The following is a 19,833-nucleotide window of genomic DNA, read 5'->3' as shown; positions in this document are numbered from 1 at the left end:
GTTAGCTTCTGCCACCCATGGTTAAGAGCATTACAGCTTTAGCAGTATGCAGCCTGTTTTCAGCTTCGTCATAAACTACAGAATGGGGTCCGTCGATTACTGAGTCTTCAACCTCGTTGTTTCTGTCTGCAGGCAGTGCATGCATGTAAATGCTGTTCTTAGAGGTCAGCTTCATTAATTCTTCGGTGCATTTCCAATGCTTGTTAGCCTCTAAGAGGTCATCCACTACTTGAGTGCTCTGGTTGGTTACCCAGCTACCCCAGTTCTTGGGAATAACAACGTCTGCATCTCTGTAAGCTTCTTCTTGGTCATGGGTAATCCTGAAGGTACCACCGTTTTCCTCAGCATTCTTCTTAGCTTGCTCGATTGCCCAATCCGGTAGCTCGTATCCTTTCGGATAAGCCAGAGTTACATCCATAGCGTATCTTGGGAAAAGCAAAGACTGTGTTAATGGCACAGATATTGGCTTCTTGTGGCTGGTGGCATAAGTCCAGATAATGGAAACTTTAACTCGCTCTGTTCTTCCAAACTTCTCTTGAATGGTCATCAAGTCAGCAAGACCTTGTAATGGGTGATATAAATCGCACTGCATATTGATTACAGGAACTCTTGACCATTTAGCCAATTCTCTCAGATATTTGTTGCCCTGTTCCCAGAAGCAGTTACGGCAAGCGATGGCGTGGCCATAGCTGGAAAGAATAATAGCTGTATCTTTGGCCGACTCTCCGTGAGCAATTTGCATGTTGCTGGTGTCCAGGAAGTGAGCATGGCCGCCTAACTGGGTAATACCTGCTTCCATGGAGTTTCTTGTCCTGGTGGACTGCTCGAAGAACATCAGGAAAACAGTTTGGTCTTGTAAATATGGGGTACGCTGACCCATGGCAAATTTTCTCTTTAAGTCATAGGAAACGTCTAATAGGGTGTCAATTTCTTCTTTTGTCCACTCCTGCAAGGTGATAAGGTGTTTGCCTCTGAATGATGTTTGCATTTCAACCTCTCCTTTTTAAGATTTTTATTTATTTTTAATAATAGCTTTTTGAGCTAATTATTTAGCGTATTTTTTAACATACATTAATGGTATAGCGGCATACATGGCAGCAGCTTTTACTAAATGGCTCTTAAACTGTTTTTCGTTAGGAGCATGAGCTTCTTTTTCATGGCCTGGTCCAAAACCAACAACAGGAATTCCGTATCTTCCCATAATGGATACACCGTTGGTGGAGAATGTCCACTTGTCTACAACAGGCTCTTCATCAAATAGACCTTTGTAAACATCAACCAGTGTTTGACAAGCCGGATGGTCTTCCGGAATAGTCCATGTGGGGAAATAACACTCAGTTGGGTATACAAGACCTGTGTAAGATGGTCTCTCATAGGTGTACATTGTTACCTCCGCATTAGCCGCTTTTACAGAAGGCAAGTTTTTAATCTGTTGTATAGCGAGTTTATCATCTTCACCAGCCGTTAATCTTCTGTCAATAGAAATTGTACAGCTGTCGGCAACCGCACATCTGGACGGAGAAGTGAAAAAGATCTCAGATACTGTTAAACTGCCTTTCCCTAAGAAGGGGTCATCCTTTAAGTTTTCATGCAATGCCCGCAACTCCATCAGGATTGGAGCCATTTTGAAAATAGCATTATCTCCTCTTTCCGGGGCGGAACCATGGCAACTTACGCCTTTAACAGTTACTTTGATTTCCATTCTCCCCCTGTGGCCCCTGTAAATACGGCAGGAAGTGGGCTCAGTGCTTACAACAAATTCTGGCTTCAGCTTGTCTTCGTTGATGATATATTGCCAGCATAACCCATCGCAGTCTTCCTCTTGTACGGAACCTACTACTACTAAGGTGTAATCATCCAGCAGCCCTAAGTCTTTAATGATTTTCCCGGCATAAACCATGGAGGCCATGCCGCCTTCCTGGTCACTGCCGCCTCTGCCATAGATAACGTCGCCTTCTTCTTTGCCCTTATATGGGTCTACCTCCCAAAGGCTGATATCGCCAATGCCAACGGTGTCAATATGAGCGTCCATGGCAATTAGGCGGGAACCATTACCAATGTAACCTAAAATGTTGCCCATTGGGTCTATTTCTACTTTGTCAAAACCCACTTTTTCCATTTCTTCTTTAATTCTCAAAACTACTTCTTTTTCCTGACAGCTTTCGCTGGGGATAGCTATCATATCTCTTAAAAACTTGGTCATATCGGACTTGTATTCTTCTGCTTTGGCCAAAATTTGTTTGAAATCCAAACTCATTCTTCCTTCCTCCTCAAATGGTTTATACTGAGCGGTAAATTAGCTAAAATGAAAGCTGTGCTTCTCCGCCACAACCCCCTTTGTTTCCCCGTGTGCTAAAACAAAAACCCTAAACGCGTACTTTAAGTTTAAGTACAGCATTTGGGGTTCTTAGCTTAAAAGTGCATGACCCTAATATTCCACCAATGTTTTACATCTAGGGCATTTAATTTGCAGTCCTACAGGTTTCTTGTAGGCTTTGAAGAGTACTTGACCGCATTGGCAACGATAAGGATGCTTAGTGCCTGCAACTGTATTTTCGCCAGCCTTAACTTCCTGTGTTGGTTGGTAAGCAGGTAAACTCAATCCTATCACCTCGGTTTATAGTTTATTGTCTGACCAGTGTAAACTGATATTTATCGCTGCGGAAGTACTGTCGTCCGTAATTTAAGGGCCGCCCGTTTTCGTCGTACATCACACCCTCCATCATAATCAGAGGCGTTCTTTTATTCACTTGTAATAATTCATCCACTGGACTTTTTGCAATTACAGCAGTCACTGTGGAAACATAATTAAAGGGTTTAGTCTGAGCATATTGCCGCAAGAATTCCACCATACACTCGCATTCTTTTCTCAACTGCAAGGTGGCGGGGTCATTGATCAGCCAGGACGGCAACACATCATAACAATAAATCACCGGTATTCCATCAGCTAAACGCAAACTTTCAATTATATAGCAAATGCTTTTTTCTTCAATATTTAACTTTTCAGCAACAGATCCTTTACACGGAGCTTCATAGATTTTAAGCACTTTGTCTGCCGCTGCAAAGCCCGCCCTGCGTATTGTGGAAACCAAAGGTTCCAGCTTTTCAATTCCTGCCACCACTTTAGAGGGTGTTTCGACAAAAGAACCAATACCATGTTTGCGGCAAATCATACCTTCCTTTTCTAAGATACCCAGAGCTTCTCTGAGAGTACCGCGACTCACCCCAAATTCACTGGCCAGCTCCGGCTCAGAAGCGAGCTGAGTACCTGCAGGATAAACCCCTTCAACTATTCTGCGCTTAATCTCGGTAGCTATCTCAATGTAGAGCGGCTGCCTGGCTTGAAAGACTCCCAATAACCTCACCTCGCTCATTTTTGCCAACATTCAGGGATCTGCCCACGGCTTGGTTGTACATTTGTTTCACGTCTAGATGTCAAACAACTTCTCTTTTTGCTAAGGGGTTTTATGCAAACCCCTTACGTTGGAATAAACTTGCAAAGAATATTGTCTAGATGTCAAACATCTCTTCGATGCTTATATATATTCTAGCTTGATTTCAAAATTCCTGCAATGGGTAATTTTTTTTATTAAAATCTTTCCCAAACTTTTTGGGCCAGTTCCCTGCTTTTGGCAATGATTTCTGCTTCATTAATGCCTACCAGCTGTCTCTCTTCCATAACCACTTTTCCATTGATTATTGTGGTATCTACAGAGCGTCCACTCATGCCAAAGAGAATATGCCCATTTAGATTATCTGGTCCCATAGCAGTAGGCGGATTATAATCTACAATGATCACATCCGCATAAGCGCCAGGAACAATTCTCCCTACCGTCCGCGGGAAATACTCAGCGGCTATAGCAACATTATTTTCAAACAGCATGGTTGGCGCCTCTACCCACGCTACACTTGGGTGTTTAGCGTTAAATTTATGCAGAATATTTGCCACTTTATATGACTCAAACATATCCGAAGTATAACCGTCGGTACCTAATCCAACCCGGACATTTTTAGCCATCATATTCAAGACAGGGGCACAGCCCACCGCATTCCCCATATTGGATTCAGGATTGTGAACCACATTGGATTTGCTTTCTTTTAACAATTCAATTTCCTTTTCGGAAACATGTACACAGTGAGCGGTTATGGTTTTAGGACCTAAAATCCCAAAATCAGCCAACCTTTCTACTACCCGCTTACCTGATTTAGCGAGGCTGTCTTCCACATCCTCCACCCCTTCAGCGGTATGAATATGAAAACCTACTCCTGTGCCTTCATTGGCTTCCCGGCATTTTTCCAGGGTACGGTCCGAAAGGGTTAAAGAAGCGTGTAGCCCAAACATTCCCTTGAGCATATCATCTTGAGCGCTGGCACAATGTTTAATGAACTCTGCGTTTTCGGCAATACCCTGGTCAGCTATCTCTTCCCCATCCCGGTCGGAAACTTCATAGCATAAGCAGGTGCGCAATCCCACTTTTTTAGCTGCATCGGCTATAGCAAAGAGACTACCTCTGACTGCTCCCGGACTGGCATGATGGTCAAAAACAGTGGTGGTGCCGTTTTTGATACAATCCAGCATTGGCACTAAAGCACTGTAATAAACATCTTCCAGTGTGAGCACTTTATCCAGTCGCCACCATAGCCGCTCCAGAATTTCTTTAAAGTTTGTCGGCGGGGCATCCTTTAAAGCCATACCGCGGGCGAAAGTGCTGTAGAAATGCATGTGGGTATTGATCAAACCAGGCATGATCACTCTGCCTTTGGCGTCAATAAACCTTGCTTGCGGATATTTTGTTTTTAATTCAGCAGTGCTGCCTACCTCCAGCACCAAATTATCTTGGATTGCCACGCAGCCGTCTTGGAAAAAAGGCTGGGCCGGATCCCGGGTAATTAAGATTCCGTTTCCAACTAATAACATCATGTTACCTCCTCACTAATAGTTGTGACTTGACATGGTTGTTAGTTGATAGTTGTTGGTTGCCAGTTAAACTGATTATGAATCGTTCATTACTAGCAACCAACAACTAAAAACACGCAACTAACATTAGTTCTCCATGACGAATTATTTCTTGGGTTTATATGCTGTATTTTCTAAAGGCAAACTGTAGCGCCTCACTCCGTCAAATTTGTAATAGGCAGAAGCTACTGCCGGGGCGGTAGGAATTGAGGATATTTCGCCGATCCCTTTAGCTCCGTAAGCCAATTCTGACGGCTTGTTGTTCACTAAAATCACTTCAATTTCCGGTACATCGGTAGACCTGAATAAACCTAAGGTACCGAATTTAGCCGTTGGCACAGAGTTCTTGAGCGGGAAGTCCTCTTTTAGTGCGTACCCGAGGCTCATCACCACGCCGCCTTCAATTTGTCCCTCTACGGTAGTGGGATTGATGGCAGTGCCAACATCGTGGGCCGCGACAACTTTTTCCACCTTGCCCTCGTTGTTTAATATTACAACATGGGTGGCATAACTGTAGGCTACATGGCTAACAGGATTGGCTTTTGTTGAACCAATGGGATCCGTTACCCCTTCATACTCCCCGTAGAACTCCTGTCCTTCCAGTTCAGCCAGGGATGATGAGCGCAGGCTTTCCGCCAGTTTCAAAGCTGCCCGACGGGCCGCTTCGCCTGTAAACAGTGTTTGTCTGGAAGCTGTGGTCGGACCGGAATCTGGCGTCAGCGCGGTATCAGGGGCGCCAACTTCTACCAGTTCCTCGGGCAATCCGGTAGTTTCGCAAACGATCTGGGTCACTACCGTTCCTAGCCCCTGTCCAATACACTGAGCGGCAGTCAAAACCAGTACTTTGCCATTTGAAATTTTTAGCTTGGCCCGACCAAAGTCAGGAACCCCAACCCCCAAGCCTGCATTTTTCAGTGCGCAGGCAATCCCGGCATAGGGATAGCTATTGTACACATCGCGCACCGCCAAAAGTGTTTCTTTAATGGCTGTACTTTCATCGGCAATCTGCCCGTTGGCCATGGTATCTCCGGGACTTAAGGCATTTTTATACCTGATTTCCCAAGCAGAGATACCAACTTGTTCGGCCAGAAGATCCATGTTCGATTCGCAAGCAAAGGCGGATTGAGCCACACCGAAGCCTCTGAACGCCCCCGCCGGCGGGTTATTGGTGTAAACCCCCAGCCCTGTTAATTCTATATTTGGTATGCGATAGGGGCCGGACACATGAGTACATGCCCTTTCCAGTACCGGCGCTCCAAGGGAAGCATAAGCCCCGGTATCGGAAACAATTTTAGCTATCATTACGGTGAGATTTCCTTCCGCATCACAACCGGTCGTTAATTCTATCTCCATGGCATGGCGCTTGGGATGAACTAACAAACTTTCTTTACGGGACAAGGTTAATTTTACAGGTTTTTTGGTGAACCAAGCCAGCAGTGCCGCATGATGCTGCACGCTTAAGTCTTCTTTTCCGCCAAAGCCGCCTCCGACATATTTGCTGATTACCCTGACTTTCTCTTCAGGTAACCCCAAAATATCCGCAATACCATGCCTATCATGATATACGCTTTGTGTACCCACGTAAACCGTTAAGCCACCGTCAGTATCCGGCACAGCCAAAGCACTTTCTGGCTCCAGAAAGGCATGTTCAGTTGGCGGGGTTTTGTATGTCTTAGTAACTATATATTTTGCATTGGCCAAAGCCTCTTCCGGGTTACCTCTCTTGACATAGGTTTTACTTAACAGGTTACCCTTGGGATGAAGTTTAGGTGCATCTTCCTTGAGAGCTTCAGCGGGAGAAGTAACAGGGGGAAGCTCTTCATATTCAACTTCGATGAGTTCCAGGGCCTCCCGTGCCGCTTTTTTCGTTTCAGCTGCAACAAGTACAAGAGCATCGCCAACATACCTGGTTTCTTCTCCTACAGCAACCAGTGTCGGCCAGTCTTTGATAAGGTAACCCTGCATCCTGTTGCCTGGTATATCCTCGGCAGTCAGCACAGCTTTAACACCAGAGTGTTTTTTTGCTTTGCTGGTGTCAATACCCTTAATCAATGCCCTTGGGTATTTTGTTCTGAGCACTGCCCCATAAAGCATGCCTTCAACAAGCAAGTCATCCACATATTCAGCGGTGCCTAATGTTTTTACCCGGGCATCCACCCGTTGGAAACGGGCGCCGACACTAGCCGCAACGCTTTCGCCCGGGGTAACTTCTCCTCTGAACGCTTGAGCAGCCAGCATTACAGCCTTTTCAATTTTTACATAACCGGTACAGCGGCAGATATTATTGCGCAGTGCTTTTTTTACTTCTTCCGGACTGGGAGCAGGATTTTTGTCCAAAAGAGCCTTGGAGCTCATTACCATACCGGGGATACAAAAACCGCACTGCACAGCCCCTGCTTCGGCAAAAGCCCAAGAATAGATCTCTTTCTCCCTTTCGCTCAGGCCTTCAACTGTTAAAATCTCTTTACCCTCGATTTTCGCAACAGTCAGGGTACAAGCGCGGGTAGCTTTTCCGTCTACCAAAATGGTACAGGCGCCGCACACTCCCTCTGCACAGCCGTTTTTAACCGAGGTGAGCCTGGCTTCATCCCGCAGGTATTCCATTAGGTTAGTATCGCCGGGCGCAGCCACCACCTGTCCGTTAAGTGTAAATTTAACCATTACTAACCCCTCCTGGCAAATAATAAATTAACTTAACCTAAATAAAAACCCAAAGCTATATCTGCATATAACTTTGGGTTCGAGTAGGACTAAGTATGATTTGACCCTGGCTATCCAGTTGTCTGGATGTTTGACATCATTAGCTATTTTAATTCGCCATTCTTTTCCGGATTCCTGCTAAATATTTTAAAACTTCAACCTCATCTACATTTTGAATCATTTTTTTGATCGGATCAAATAAAAATATTGGCAATCACCTCCTAGGCCGAAGAAAAACAAACTTTGGCCACCTGAACATTTTTCTCCTAAATATTTGATAATATGGTATAGTATTAAGGTAATTATTTTATCAGGAGGGCTCATGAATGACCGGTATTCTTAACAGCGAACATTGCAACGACTTGCTTTTCTTTATCCCCAGCGGACAGTTTACTACCGGTGAATTGATCGACTTGCTCAAAAAGCATCCGGAAATAAAATTCGTTTCCCTGGTCGGTGTGGACTTGGGGGGCAACGATACCGATGAACGAATCCCCATTGAAATTTTCCTTGAAGATATTGAGGAATTTTTAAGCGGTGGAGTACAAACTGACGGTTCCAGCGTGGTTTTGCCAGGCATTGCTACCTTGAACGACGGTAAAGTGGATCTTATTGCCGATTCTACCGTTAATTGGTTTATTGATTATAATTTCGAACATCCGGATCCGGCCACAGGACGCCCTATTGGCACCTTGCGCATTCCATCTTTTTTGAATCACAACGGGGTGCGGGTTGATTCCAGATCTATTTTGCAGAAAGCAACTGAACGCTTTCAGACGGAAATTATTAAACTGCTGAAAGATCACCCCGCTCTTGCCGAGAGCTTGCAGATCGACCCTGAAAATATAGCCGAAATACAATTAACCTCTGCCACCGAGCTGGAATTTTGGGTAAAAACACCCGATGATAAAGCCGACATTGAAGAGCTCTCGGCATCTCAGGTCATGCAGGAACAATATTGGAAGCGGACCAAAGGTTTAGTTCGTACCGCTTTGGAAAAATCGCTGCTCCTGCTGGATAAATATGGCCTGGTGCCAGAAATGGGGCATAAAGAAGTAGGCGGCGTCAAAGCTAAAATTAACGCTGAAGGCAAGCTCAATCACATTATGGAGCAGCTGGAAATCGACTGGAAATATGCCCAGGCATTGCAAGCTGCCGATAATGAATTATTAGCCCGGACAATTATTAAAGAAACTTTTCAAAGCCATGGCCTGGAAGTGACATTTATGGCCAAACCCATAGAGGGAGTAGCCGGCAACGGTAAACATACCCATGTAGGAGCAATAGCCAAATTTAAAAATGGTTCAGCGCGCAATCTTTTTGCACCCCAGGATTTAACTGCAGACTTCCTAAGCCCTATTGGCTGGGGTGCCTTGATGGGTATTCTGAAAAATTACGAGGTTATTAATCCTTTTATCAGTTCTACTAACGATGCTTTAAACCGGTTAAAACCGGGTTTTGAAGCTCCGGTCTGTATTGTAGCTTCCGTTGGGCATAATGTAGCCACCCCGTCCCGTAACAGGACTGTGCTGGCAGGTTTGATCAGGGATTTAAACAATCCTTTTGCTACCAGGTTTGAGGTAAGGTCCCCCAACCCCCATACCAACACTTACCTGGCTTTAGCCGCCTTGTACCAGGCTATGCTTGACGGCATTAAAGCAGCCGTTACTTCCGGCAAGAGTTCTAAGGAACTGGAAGCCGATTTTTCTAAACCTGCCGGGCAAGAGAGTTTTTACCTGGAGAAAAGCCGGGCTTACCGCAGCGAAAAGGATGTTTTCGAACATTATAACGAGCAGGAACGGAACGAGCTATTTGGCAATCCACCTGCCACGGTGTGGGATAACCTTGCAAGTTTCGAAAAATATCCGGAGAAGAAACAAGTACTCCTGGCCGGGGGTGTTTTTGACGATAGGATTATCGCCTCCTATTCGTTAGCTGCCCGGATTCGTTGGATTACTGAACTCTGCAACCGGATTATACCTGAAAATCTGGATTTGATCAAAAGCTTTAAACAACTGCACCAGCCTGAAACTGCCGCTGACCTTGATCAGGTAAGATGGTCGCGAATCGACGAATTAAGACATTATCTAGCAAAAGATACTTTAACCAGCAAATCACTCTTTACCAGGATTAAGGATGCCATTGAGCAAAGCGATTTTGATACTGTATCATGCTTACAGCTGGAAATGGCAGAAAAAATGGCTGAGCTCAAAAAACTATACACGCTTTACAGCAGGAATATTATCGATTTTTAAGGCAGTTTTTCTTTTAGCCCCGGCAGTGGCCGGGGTTTTAGTTTGTTATCCTAGAATGCATAAATTTCATAATCTGCTGTAGCTTTATTTATATTGATACTTCTTTTCATGAAAGGAAAAAATAGGTTAAAAGAGAATAATGAATATATTGGAGAAGCGGAATTCATTTTAGTTAATGGGGGGCCAGTGCTAAAATGTCTGAGAAGACTTTTTTTATAGTTGATGTCTTTGCCGAGGAGAAATACGCCGGTAACCAGCTGGCAGTATTTATGAACGGTCATCTTTATTCCGATGCTGAAATGCAGCAAATTGCTAAAGAAATGAACTACTCCGAAGTAACTTTCTATTTTCCCGAGGAGAGCAATGACGATAGCTGTAAAGTACGAATCTTCACTCCTAAAGAAGAGATCCCTTTTGCCGGACATCCAACTCTTGGCACGGCATACGTGCTCTTGCAAGAATGGCTGCAGAAACCCTTACCCACCTTATACCTCGACTTACCGGTGGGAAAAATTCCGGTGAATGTAGAGTACGAGCTAGGAAAGATTAAGCTACTCACAATGCGTCAGAACCAACCGGAGTTTGGAAAAATACTGCCCGGGGAAGAGGTGGCACAAGCATTGGGTTTGACACCTAGCGATCTGGATGGGCGTTTTCCCGTACAAATAGTGTCCACCGGTTTGCCTTTCATTATTGTTCCTCTAAAAAGTTTGGCGGCTGTCAGGTCTATTCAGCTAAATATGCCATTATATCGGCAACTGATTGCCCATCTACCGGCTAAAGATATTTTGGTCTTTTGCCCGGAAACATACTATTCCGGGAACGATTTAAACGTGAGAGTCTTTGTTGATTCTTTAGGGATTCCGGAGGATCCGGCCACAGGCAGCGCCAATGGCTGTCTGACGGGCTATCTGGTAAAATACAATTATTTTAACTCCCCAACTTTTAATATTAAAGTAGAGCAAGGCTTCGAAATTGGCAGAAAATCGTTGCTTTATTTGAAAGGCGAAAAACATCAGGAAAGTATAATAATTGAAGTTGGCGGCCACGTTATTCCGGTTGCTAAAGGAACGCTAGTTTAACCGGTTTCACCCACTTTTAACCCACAATGTAAAAAAAGCCTGATTAGCTGTAAGCCAATCAGGCTTTGGCCTGATCATTGTTACACAAAAGTAATATAGCCACTTGGCACGTAAATTATTCTGTCTAGAGTTTGAATAATTATTTTCCCTTTCTTCTCACCTATTACCTTTCCGGTAAATCCCTTAAATCTGCCCTTCTGTACTCTCACAAGACCTGTTAAAGTACTGAAAGCGTCTCCACCTCCCCTGAACTTAACTAAAGTTTACCTGTTTGCAGCCTTGTGAGCAAGTTGCACTTAACGAAGCACGGGCTATTTACTTCAAGCAAAGTGAGCTGGCGGTTAGCTGATTCTGCATTTGAACAGCATGCGCTTAAATTTGCCCAAATAAGCCACTTAAAGACAATTAAGTTATATTAAAATAGTTGAGTATTCCCTTGCCTATTGCTTCGGCACATTTTTGTCTGAATTCGGGTTGCATCAACTTGGCTTTTTCCTCGGGGTTGGATATAAAGCCAAGCTCCACTAAAACCGTTGGGACCTCAGACACCCGCAGCAAAAAAATGTTACTCCTGGGAATGGGCTTCGGATGATTTAGTTTTTGCACTTTCTGCAGTTCCTGCAATATGGTTTCAGCCAATTTCTTACCTTTTTCCGAATTACAGGCATATAAAATCAGAGCCCCCTGCTCAGAAGCAGCGTTTGCAGTATTTACATGGATGCTGACTGCAATTTGTCCTTTGTTAATTATCTTAAGACGCGCCTCCAAATCCCTGCGGTGTCTGCCCCTGGTCAGTTCTCCGCCTAGGTCCACATCACTGTCACGGGTTAATTCCACCGGCAAACCTTTCTTTTCCAAATACTTCCTTATACGCAGCACCACATCCAGCGTTATCTCTTTTTCTTTCACCTCTCTAGAGTTTGCCCCCGAATCCACCCCTCCGTGTCCTGCATCAAGAATTACCGGCGCTTTTCCTGTTTGGGCTCCCCCGACAGTTGGCCATACTTTTCTAGAACTGCTCCAGATGACCAAACTAAAAATCAGAGTCATCAGCAGACAAAAGGAGAGCAATTGCCTTCTGGTAATAACTATAATGTTCGTTGGAGACATTTGAACACCCCGCAACTCCCGAAAGTCTTCTCCACTTGGATTTTCCAATACTAAAAAATAGATATGCGGCAGGTGCTTGGCTCATTCCTTTACCTTCTGAAAAAGGGTTGACGTAAAAAAATAAGCTCGCAACAGCGAGCTTAAAACATTTCTTTCCGAGCCATAGCCAAAACAGCTACCATGGCTAAAAACAGGGAAATAACTATAGTAATTAGGAAGCCATGGGGAGAATTCTGAAAAGGCAGTGGCACGTTCATTCCAAAAAAGCTGGCAACCATGGTTGGTACTGCCAAAATTATCGTTATAGAGGTTAAAAATTTCATTACAATATTTAAATTGTTGGAAATGATTGAAGCAAAAGCATCCATCATCCCGCTCGTTATGTTGCTATAGACCTCGCTCATTTCCAAAGCCTGGGCGTTTTCCGTAATTACATCTTCCAAAAGATCTTCATCTTCCGCATACATTTTCAAAACTTTAGTGCGCAAAAGCTTTTTCATGACAATCTCGTTAGAACGCAGGGAAGTAGTAAAATATACCAGGCTCTTTTCAAGGTTTAGCAACCTAATCAGTTCCTCATTTTGCATGGAACCGTGCAGCGCTTGTTCAATCTCATTGGATTTACGGTCTATTTCCTTTAAATACTTGAGGAAGTAAGTCGCAGTTTTATAGAGGATCTGCAGTGTAAGTCTAGTTTTTTTATAAGTGTAAAAGGATTTTAACCTTCCGGCTACCAAGTCATTGATAACCGCATTCTCTTCCAGGCAAACGGTGATAATATGATTTTCTGTGACTATTATGCCTAAAGGCAACGTATCATATTTTACAGTCCCGTTTTGCACCACGATAGGTATATTGACAATCATCAGGACCTGTCCATCTTCAACTTCTATTCTGGGCCGTTCCTCGTCATCTAAGGGAGCTTCCAAAAATTCCAGCAATACACCTGTTTCGGCGCTTACCCGGAGCAGTTCTTCTTTCGTTGGTTCAGTTAATCTAATCCAGCTGCCTTTCTCTTGCAAGCTGGTGGTGGTTATTGTTTCATCTCCAACTGTGTAAAATACTTCAATCATTATATTCCCTCCCATCAGGAGGGCCATCTTACAGCAACCAAGTTGACAAAGACGGCCCTCCGCTATTCAATTGTTCCCTAAAAATAATTTTTAAGTCCGCGTCAGGGTCGTCCATGCTTGGCCACCTCCATTTTTGACAGAATTCGAAAATAAAAAATCCCCACTGGGTGGAGAAGAGCAAAAACCGGAGCATACTCCCCACTCGTGACAGCTTTGGCTTTGCACAACGTAGGTTAAACCAGCTACATTAGGTAACACCTTAAGCCGATATTACCTGCTAACCCTTTGGCATCTCTCGATGTTTCAGGGCAGTAGCATCTGTTTGTGCAGTAACCTCACCTAACGGACCTTTTATATTAAACCATATTTTTATTATAACTCATTTTTTTCTACTTACCAGTAGTGTAGAGCAATTTCCTTCTAAATTAATTTTAGAAATTAATTTTAAAATTGATTAATTACAGCTAACGCGGGAAAAATTAATACAGGAGGTGCTTAAAAATATGAATGCTAACACAACAAGCTTGGTAGTGACCGGGCTTGGCGCTGCGGTAACGGGCGTAGGGGCAACGTTGCTCAAAGGGAGTATAGGAGCAGGTGTGGTTGGTTTTGGCCTCGCCCATGTAGTCTTAGGAGTATTGGACATGTTTCGCCCTAGTGTCAACGATTAAGCTTCCTCCAAATGTAAGGCACTGCCAATGCAGTGCCCTATTTCTTGCTCCCTCTACTAATTTTTGGTTTTATCGTTTGTAAAATTTTTTGCTTTAAAAGTTCAGGGGTTATCTCGGGACTACCGGCATTAACCCTATAAATCCTGGTAGAGTCTGTACTGGCATCATTTATCCCTGGGTTGGTAGATAAAACAAACTCAAAACCCGCATATTTGGCCCAGTAAGACAATGAAGACCCGTAACGACCGAAAGGAACAGCTAAAAATATGGCGGGCTTGTCCAGTTCCTGTTCCAGAATCAACCTTGATTTTCTCATATCTTCTATAATTCTCTTTCTATATTCCACCGGGGTCTCCACCCTGTTTAGCTCCGGCAGGTAACGTTGCGCAGCCAGTACCGGGGCTTGTCTACCCGCAGCATCAATTTGGGTATAATAATGTGAATCGTAGGTATGACTGTAAAAACTCATTCCCTCCAATTGCATTTCCCGCATCTGACCCCAGTCCAATTTTGGGATTCCTTCATTTTTTTTGCCAACCTGACTGACTATAACAAAATTTGTAGCAACAAATCCTTGAGACTTTAACTCGGGGTATGCATATGTATAAAAACTTTCGTAACCGTCATCAAAGGTTAGCACCACCGCATTAGGCGGAAGTTTCTTCCCTTCTTTATAAAACGCAGCCAGCTCCTCAATGGGTATTACATTAAAACCTTCCTTTTTCAGCATCTCCAGCTGGCTTTTAAAAAGCTCAGGAGTAATTGTTGCGGAACTCTTTTTTTCCGGATCCAAATGGTGGTACATTAGTACCACAGCCTGGTCCTGGTAGTAAATCTGGTTTTGCGCATTAGCCTGCAAAGGAGTAAATAAAAAAACAATAAACAACAGTATGGACGCCAGTCTTATACCCGGCTGGAAGGTAGTTTTTCGCACGCTGTCCACCTCATGGTAATTTTGGTATTGTCATCACAAAATACTTCAAACTCCCTTTCCAACTTGCAGGAAAAATATTCCGGGAAAGGCCGGACCGTTCCAGCCTGTAGATATGTTAGTTAAGCAATTTGTCTATGTTAAGGGCTATTTGTACTATACCTTTCTTTTTTAACCTGGGAAAGAGGGCAAACTTCATAAAGCTGTCGTCCTTTTCGGCTTTTTTAATCGGCGAAATCGCATAATCTTTTGTACGGTCCAACAGACCTTGATAATGATCTCCCAGGGAAGGTATATTAAGTCCAATCTCTTTTTCCAGCGTACAATAGATTAAAGTACCTGCTTCGTCAGTAATGCCTACCAGATCAACGCCTAACTCTTTGGCAATTTCTCCGATATTACTTTGGTTAATTTCCCGTTCCCAATCCAATTGCTGCAGCCTTTTGCCAGTGTTTATCATTAGTCTTTCCACAGCCCGGTCGCCAATAATCTGCTGAAGTTTAAGGTTTTCTTCATGCAGAGTTCCGATTAAACCGTCAACTGACTCCAGTGTCGAAACGGTTTCTTCCGTGGAAGCAGCAATCTGTTGGCTGGCAGCGGCAGTCTGCGCTGCAATAGCAGCCAGCGGTTCCACAAGCCGCATTACTTCCTGGCTGCTGGCATTCAACTGGTTACTGGTGTGATGGACAGCCGCGAAAGCTTCGGAAATTTTTTCCATGGTGGCTTTGATTCCGGTTAGTGCGTGACCGGTTTGCGCAGCCACTTGGTTGCCAAGTTCAGTTCCTTTATGTACCTCCTGCATTTTTTCCACCGAGTTGCTAATATCCTCTTGAATCTCGCTAATAATGCCAATAATATCGCTGCCCGAAACCCTGGCCTGTTCTGCCAATTTACGCACCTCATCGGCTACCACGGCAAATCCCCGCCCATGCTCGCCGGCACGGGCAGCCTCGATGGCGGCATTCAAAGCCAGGAGGTTAGTTTGCTCTGCGATAGTGGTAATTGTTTCAACAATGCTGGCAATGCCGGCGGCCTTGGACTTTAGCGCCATGGAGATTGTCAAGAGTTCATTTACCGACCTGTTAATGGACTGCATTTGCCCGTTCATTTCCAGCGAGGATTTCTCGCACTGTATAACCTCTTGAACCGCTTCAGAAGTAACTTGTTCAGCTTGGTCCACTGTGGCATTCTGCCGCGTAATGGCGTCAGACATACCATTTAAAGCATGAGAAATTGTTTCCACTTTATTTTGTTGTTCGCGCATGTCGTTGGCAATATTAGTAATCGTGCTGCTGATCTCCTCTGAAGCGGAAACCAGTTCCGTAAAGGCAGTTTTTAACTGATAATTGGTCTTTAACACCTCACAGGAGGCTTTCAACATCTGTTTGTTAGAATCACCGACAAAAGCAGCCAGTTCTCGTAATACCGGCGACTTGAAATTTGGAGCCGTAGCTGTATCCCCTTTCACAATTTCCATTACTTGTTCCAGCTCAGAACACTGCTTTTCAGCTTTTTTAGTCAAGGCAAGATTGCAATACCCTAAAAGTAGCAACGCCATCATAATGCCTGCTAATTTACTGAAAAAAATTGCAGCCAAAGTTGCTGCGATTAAAAGGTTAGTTACTAGCATACTCCTCCGGATCATACTCCCACTCCTTTAGTTGAATCGTAAGACATCTCTTGCTTTCTTTCTATTCAAACACTGGTTATGAGCCTCCAATAGTTCTTACTTGAATCGGGATTAACGTAAAAGCTAGATGATTTTTATTCTAGAATATACAACATGTGCCGCCGTTTTCCTGCAATAAAAAAGTAAAACTTATTTTTACCCCTGGGGAAAAAGAAAAAGCGGTCATCTGCTGTAGAAAACCGCTTAAGTTTGCGCATTTAAAAAGATTTTTGTGAGATTTGATTTTAGGGGAAAATCCCTCTAATTTTTTTGGCCGTTACCAGCCTCTCAATGGCTACCATGTATGCACCCATGCGCAGGGTAGCCTTTTTCTCTTCCGCTTTGTCCCAGACATCATTAAAACTCCTGATAATAATCTTCTCTAAAGCCCTGTTAATTTCATCCTCATCCCACATTAGTGATTGAATGTTTTGCACCCATTCAAAATAAGATACAATAACACCCCCGGAGTTAGCAAGAATGTCGGGTACAACTATAACATCCTTGGAACTCAAGACCTTGTCGGCTTCCACAGTAGTAGGACCGTTAGCTCCTTCGACAATTATCCTGGCTTTAATTTGCTCTGCTATTTCTTCCGTAATCTGATTTTCTAACGCAGCGGGTACTAAAACATCACAAGGACAGGTTAGTAACTCTTTATTGGAAATCTTTTGGACACCTGCACCTTCATAGCCCGCCAAGAGTTTCTTGTGGTTCCCATGCAAGTACCGGTTAATGTCTTCGATATCCAAGCCTGCCTCGTTATACAAACCACCTGAGACATCGCTAACGGCTATAATTTTGCAACCTTTTTGATGTAGCAAAGTGGCTGCAGTCTGTCCAACGTTCCCATAGCCCTGGACAGCTACTTTGGTACCTTCTACTGGTTTGCCTAACCTTTTTAAAATCTCCAGTGTTACGAACATTACCCCTCTGCCAGTTGCTTCTTTTCGACCTAAGGAGCCTCCCACGTCAAGAGGCTTTCCGGTTACAACTCCAGGAACGCTATAGCCTTTAAACATGCTGTAAGTATCCATGATCCAACCCATAATTTCCGAATTCGTATTGACATCAGGGGCTGGAATGTCCTTTTCAGGACCTATTAAAGGCAAAATCGCTGCAGTATATCTTCGGGTTAATTTCAAAAGTTCCCTATGGGATAATTTTCTCGGGTCTACTTTGACGCCGCCTTTTCCCCCGCCGTAAGGGATATTAGCGACAGCGCATTTTAAAGACATCCAAGCAGCCAACGCTTTTACTTCATCAAGGTCAACATCCTGATGATAGCGTATACCGCCTTTGCAAGGCCCGCGCAAACTGCTGTGCTGGACGCGATAACCTCTAAAAATTTCTACCCGGCCATCATCCATTTCCACCGGAATAGAAACAATCAACTCCCTCTCCGGATAGCGTAAAAAACTGTAAGCGCTTTCTTCCAAGCCTAGCATTCCTGCTGCTTCTTCCAGCGTGGAAAGCATTTGGTCATAAGGATTGTACTCACTCTTCATGCTAGCACCTCAGTTAAGTAAAAATTAATAAGTTTAGATTAAATAAAGTTACACTTTACCCGATAAGCTAATTATAAAATCAGCTGTCGAAAAGTGTCAACATATTTATTCATTAAATGCGTTACAATTTCCTCTTTTTAGTTAATTAATGTGTAATAAAAAATGTCCGGTATCAACCGGACATTCCAGCTTGTAGACAAAGCCCACATGTATTATTTCGCTCTGGACAAGCTCCTACGCCTTTGACCTGCAGCACCGCTGCCGACGGCTGTGGAAACCAGTCCCGCTCCATAATACATGTGGGCTGATAGCAGTTTGTCGACGGTCTGAAATGTCCGGTATCGACCGGACATTCTTCATGTAATAAGCAGATTGTTTTTAGGCAATTTCAGCTCCGCACTCAGCATCCTCAAGAGTTATGAGGGCTTTTTCCAAACTGCCGTCATGGATTAGTTGATAAGCCCTGTTAAAACGGTTTAGTCCATATGGCCAATATTCTTCCCTGGACTTTCCTGTTGCTATTTGCAATACTGCCCAATAAGACCATAAAGCATCGCAGAGGAATTTGTTGATTACCAGCGAACCATATTCTTGTTCAGTAATATCCCGCCCATAGTACTCAGTTAGCAGAAACCTTTCCTGTTCGGGGGTTAGGCTGGCTTCCAGAGATAAGGCTCCCAGATCAAACATGGGATCATTCATACCGGCATATTCCCAGTCGATTAAATAAAAGTTTTTGTTGTCATCTAGCCAATTTTCACAAAGGGGATCGTTATGACACGGCGCAAGTTTTGGGGGGTGTTTGGCATATGCCTTTTTAATTCGCTCCAGGTATTCCTCCATTTTTTCTGCGCCCTCATAAAAATCAAAATTTTTTTCAATCAGTAGCTTTCTATAAACATCTGCTTCTTTGAGCGGGTCAAAATGAGCTTTAAACTGCTTGCCGCAATCGTGGTATTTTTTAAAGACTTTGGCAGCTTTACTCAAATACTTCTCCTGCTGCATATCCGGGATGTGCAATGTTATGCTGTCATCTATATACTTACAAACTTGGTTACCCGTGGTCTCATCATAATAGATTATAGGCGCATTAATGCCGAGATCGGACATAATCTGGGCGTTGTGCTTTTCCCCCGGACGATCCAAATACTCCATAGTTCCATCGCCGGCAATCCTCAAAGCATACGTAACCCCGTCAATAGTAACTTTGAAGTTAAAATTGGTCAGACCTCCTGGCAATACTTCAATCCGATTGATCCTGGCATTTTTATCACTGAAACATGGTATCTCACTAATCATTTTATAGATTTTACCAATATGCTCTAACTTAATTGAAGAATCTATTAGAACTTGCTCATCCATGCTAATCCTCTCCTTTTTATTATTGGTATTTTATTTAATTGACGTCGGCTCACAAGAAATATGACTCCAATTGTTTCAATTCCCTTCCCTCCCTAGTTTTTTGATAAAACTTCTAACCAACACTGTTTTTAAATTTACAGTACATGGCTGTTTTTTCAATCGCTCCTTAATTACTACTGCAATCTTATTTATCGTAAGCATAAATAAGCAATTTCCGTGCCTGAAAAAGGCGCTTCCGTTTAAAAAAGAAAAAACCTTTTCTGCTTTTGCTAAAAAGGGGATACACAACGAATTCAAGCCAGCATGAGCGAGTTTTGTTATGCCAAATTATAAGTCTTTCGAGACTTAATTCAGTCAATAGTAACTTGCAGAAAACAATGAAGCGTTGCCCGGAGGATATCCAAGACTACAAAGTGCTTATCTAATCGCACTTTAAATCAAGACAATGGCTTAGGTAATTTTTAGTCGATAAGCAGGGAAATAAAAAACCTGCATAGAAAGAAGCTACATAAAAT

The 19,833-nt window shown here is 43.6% G+C and carries 14 protein-coding genes and 1 riboswitch; of the genes, 3 read left to right on the top strand and 11 right to left on the bottom strand.

From position 1 onward, the window contains the following. Nucleotide 1 precedes the first annotated feature (1 nt). The 5 genes from EYS13_RS02490 to xdh all read right to left on the bottom strand — a co-directional run bounded on the left by EYS13_RS02490 (nucleotide 2) and on the right by xdh (nucleotide 7,618). The gene (locus tag EYS13_RS02490; RefSeq protein WP_227765612.1) at nucleotides 2-988 is read right to left on the bottom strand and encodes an ornithine carbamoyltransferase; all 987 of its coding nucleotides are present in this window, start codon (nucleotides 986-988) and stop codon (nucleotides 2-4) included. A 57-nt stretch (nucleotides 989-1,045) separates the two neighbouring features. Beyond that, nucleotides 1,046-2,257, bottom strand: a complete 1,212-nt coding sequence (locus EYS13_RS02485; protein ID WP_227765610.1) for a YgeY family selenium metabolism-linked hydrolase — start codon at nucleotides 2,255-2,257, stop codon at nucleotides 1,046-1,048. Nucleotides 2,258-2,624: 367 nt separating this feature from the next. After that, nucleotides 2,625-3,386, bottom strand: a complete 762-nt coding sequence (locus tag EYS13_RS02480; RefSeq protein WP_227765609.1) for a GntR family transcriptional regulator — start codon at nucleotides 3,384-3,386, stop codon at nucleotides 2,625-2,627. Nucleotides 3,387-3,589: 203 nt separating this feature from the next. Further along, entirely contained in the window at nucleotides 3,590-4,918 is a 1,329-nt protein-coding gene (ssnA, locus tag EYS13_RS02475) for a putative aminohydrolase SsnA (protein WP_423055313.1), read from the bottom strand. Nucleotides 4,919-5,062: 144 nt separating this feature from the next. Then, on the bottom strand, nucleotides 5,063-7,618 hold the full coding sequence (xdh, locus tag EYS13_RS02470; protein WP_227765604.1) for a selenium-dependent xanthine dehydrogenase: 2,556 nt from the start codon (nucleotides 7,616-7,618) through the stop codon (nucleotides 5,063-5,065). A 365-nt stretch (nucleotides 7,619-7,983) separates the two neighbouring features. Between xdh and EYS13_RS02465 the strand changes: the two genes are divergently transcribed. Both EYS13_RS02465 and EYS13_RS02460 read left to right on the top strand, forming a co-directional pair. Next, nucleotides 7,984-9,912: a type I glutamate--ammonia ligase gene (locus EYS13_RS02465; RefSeq protein WP_227765602.1), complete on the top strand. Its 1,929-nt coding sequence runs from the start codon at nucleotides 7,984-7,986 to the stop codon at nucleotides 9,910-9,912. Between the two features lie 194 nt (nucleotides 9,913-10,106). Beyond that, entirely contained in the window at nucleotides 10,107-10,994 is an 888-nt protein-coding gene (locus tag EYS13_RS02460; protein WP_227765599.1) for a PhzF family phenazine biosynthesis protein, read from the top strand. A 405-nt stretch (nucleotides 10,995-11,399) separates the two neighbouring features. Here EYS13_RS02460 and EYS13_RS02455 read toward each other — a convergent pair whose 3' ends face one another. Next, nucleotides 11,400-12,104: an N-acetylmuramoyl-L-alanine amidase family protein gene (locus EYS13_RS02455; protein ID WP_227765598.1), complete on the bottom strand. Its 705-nt coding sequence runs from the start codon at nucleotides 12,102-12,104 to the stop codon at nucleotides 11,400-11,402. A gap of 140 nt (nucleotides 12,105-12,244) precedes the next feature. Next, on the bottom strand, nucleotides 12,245-13,177 hold the full coding sequence (locus EYS13_RS02450; protein ID WP_227765595.1) for a magnesium transporter CorA family protein: 933 nt from the start codon (nucleotides 13,175-13,177) through the stop codon (nucleotides 12,245-12,247). A 190-nt stretch (nucleotides 13,178-13,367) separates the two neighbouring features. After that, a riboswitch (M-box (ykoK) riboswitch) is annotated at nucleotides 13,368-13,531 on the bottom strand. Between the two features lie 149 nt (nucleotides 13,532-13,680). Here EYS13_RS02450 and EYS13_RS02445 point away from each other — a divergent pair. Further along, nucleotides 13,681-13,848 carry a hypothetical protein gene (locus tag EYS13_RS02445; protein WP_227765593.1) on the top strand — a complete coding sequence of 56 codons (168 nt, stop codon included), beginning with the start codon at nucleotides 13,681-13,683 and terminating at the stop codon, nucleotides 13,846-13,848. 37 nt (nucleotides 13,849-13,885) lie between these two features. Here EYS13_RS02445 and EYS13_RS02440 read toward each other — a convergent pair whose 3' ends face one another. The 4 genes from EYS13_RS02440 to EYS13_RS02425 all read right to left on the bottom strand — a co-directional run bounded on the left by EYS13_RS02440 (nucleotide 13,886) and on the right by EYS13_RS02425 (nucleotide 19,318). After that, on the bottom strand, nucleotides 13,886-14,782 hold the full coding sequence (locus tag EYS13_RS02440) for a polysaccharide deacetylase family protein (protein WP_227765591.1): 897 nt from the start codon (nucleotides 14,780-14,782) through the stop codon (nucleotides 13,886-13,888). Nucleotides 14,783-14,897: 115 nt separating this feature from the next. Further along, the gene (locus EYS13_RS02435; RefSeq protein WP_227765589.1) at nucleotides 14,898-16,424 is read right to left on the bottom strand and encodes a methyl-accepting chemotaxis protein; all 1,527 of its coding nucleotides are present in this window, start codon (nucleotides 16,422-16,424) and stop codon (nucleotides 14,898-14,900) included. Nucleotides 16,425-16,693: 269 nt separating this feature from the next. Further along, nucleotides 16,694-17,956 (bottom strand): Glu/Leu/Phe/Val family dehydrogenase, encoded by a 1,263-nt coding sequence (locus EYS13_RS02430; protein WP_227765587.1) that lies wholly within the window; start codon nucleotides 17,954-17,956, stop codon nucleotides 16,694-16,696. Between the two features lie 378 nt (nucleotides 17,957-18,334). Beyond that, nucleotides 18,335-19,318, bottom strand: a complete 984-nt coding sequence (locus EYS13_RS02425; RefSeq protein ID WP_227765584.1) for a choline kinase family protein — start codon at nucleotides 19,316-19,318, stop codon at nucleotides 18,335-18,337. Between the last annotated feature and the right edge of the window lie 515 nt (nucleotides 19,319-19,833).

The sequence above is a fragment of the Zhaonella formicivorans genome (assembly GCF_004353525.1).
Classification (GTDB): Bacteria; Bacillota; DUOV01; order DUOV01; family Zhaonellaceae; genus Zhaonella; species Zhaonella formicivorans.
This window is presented reverse-complemented; position numbering and strand designations above follow the sequence as displayed.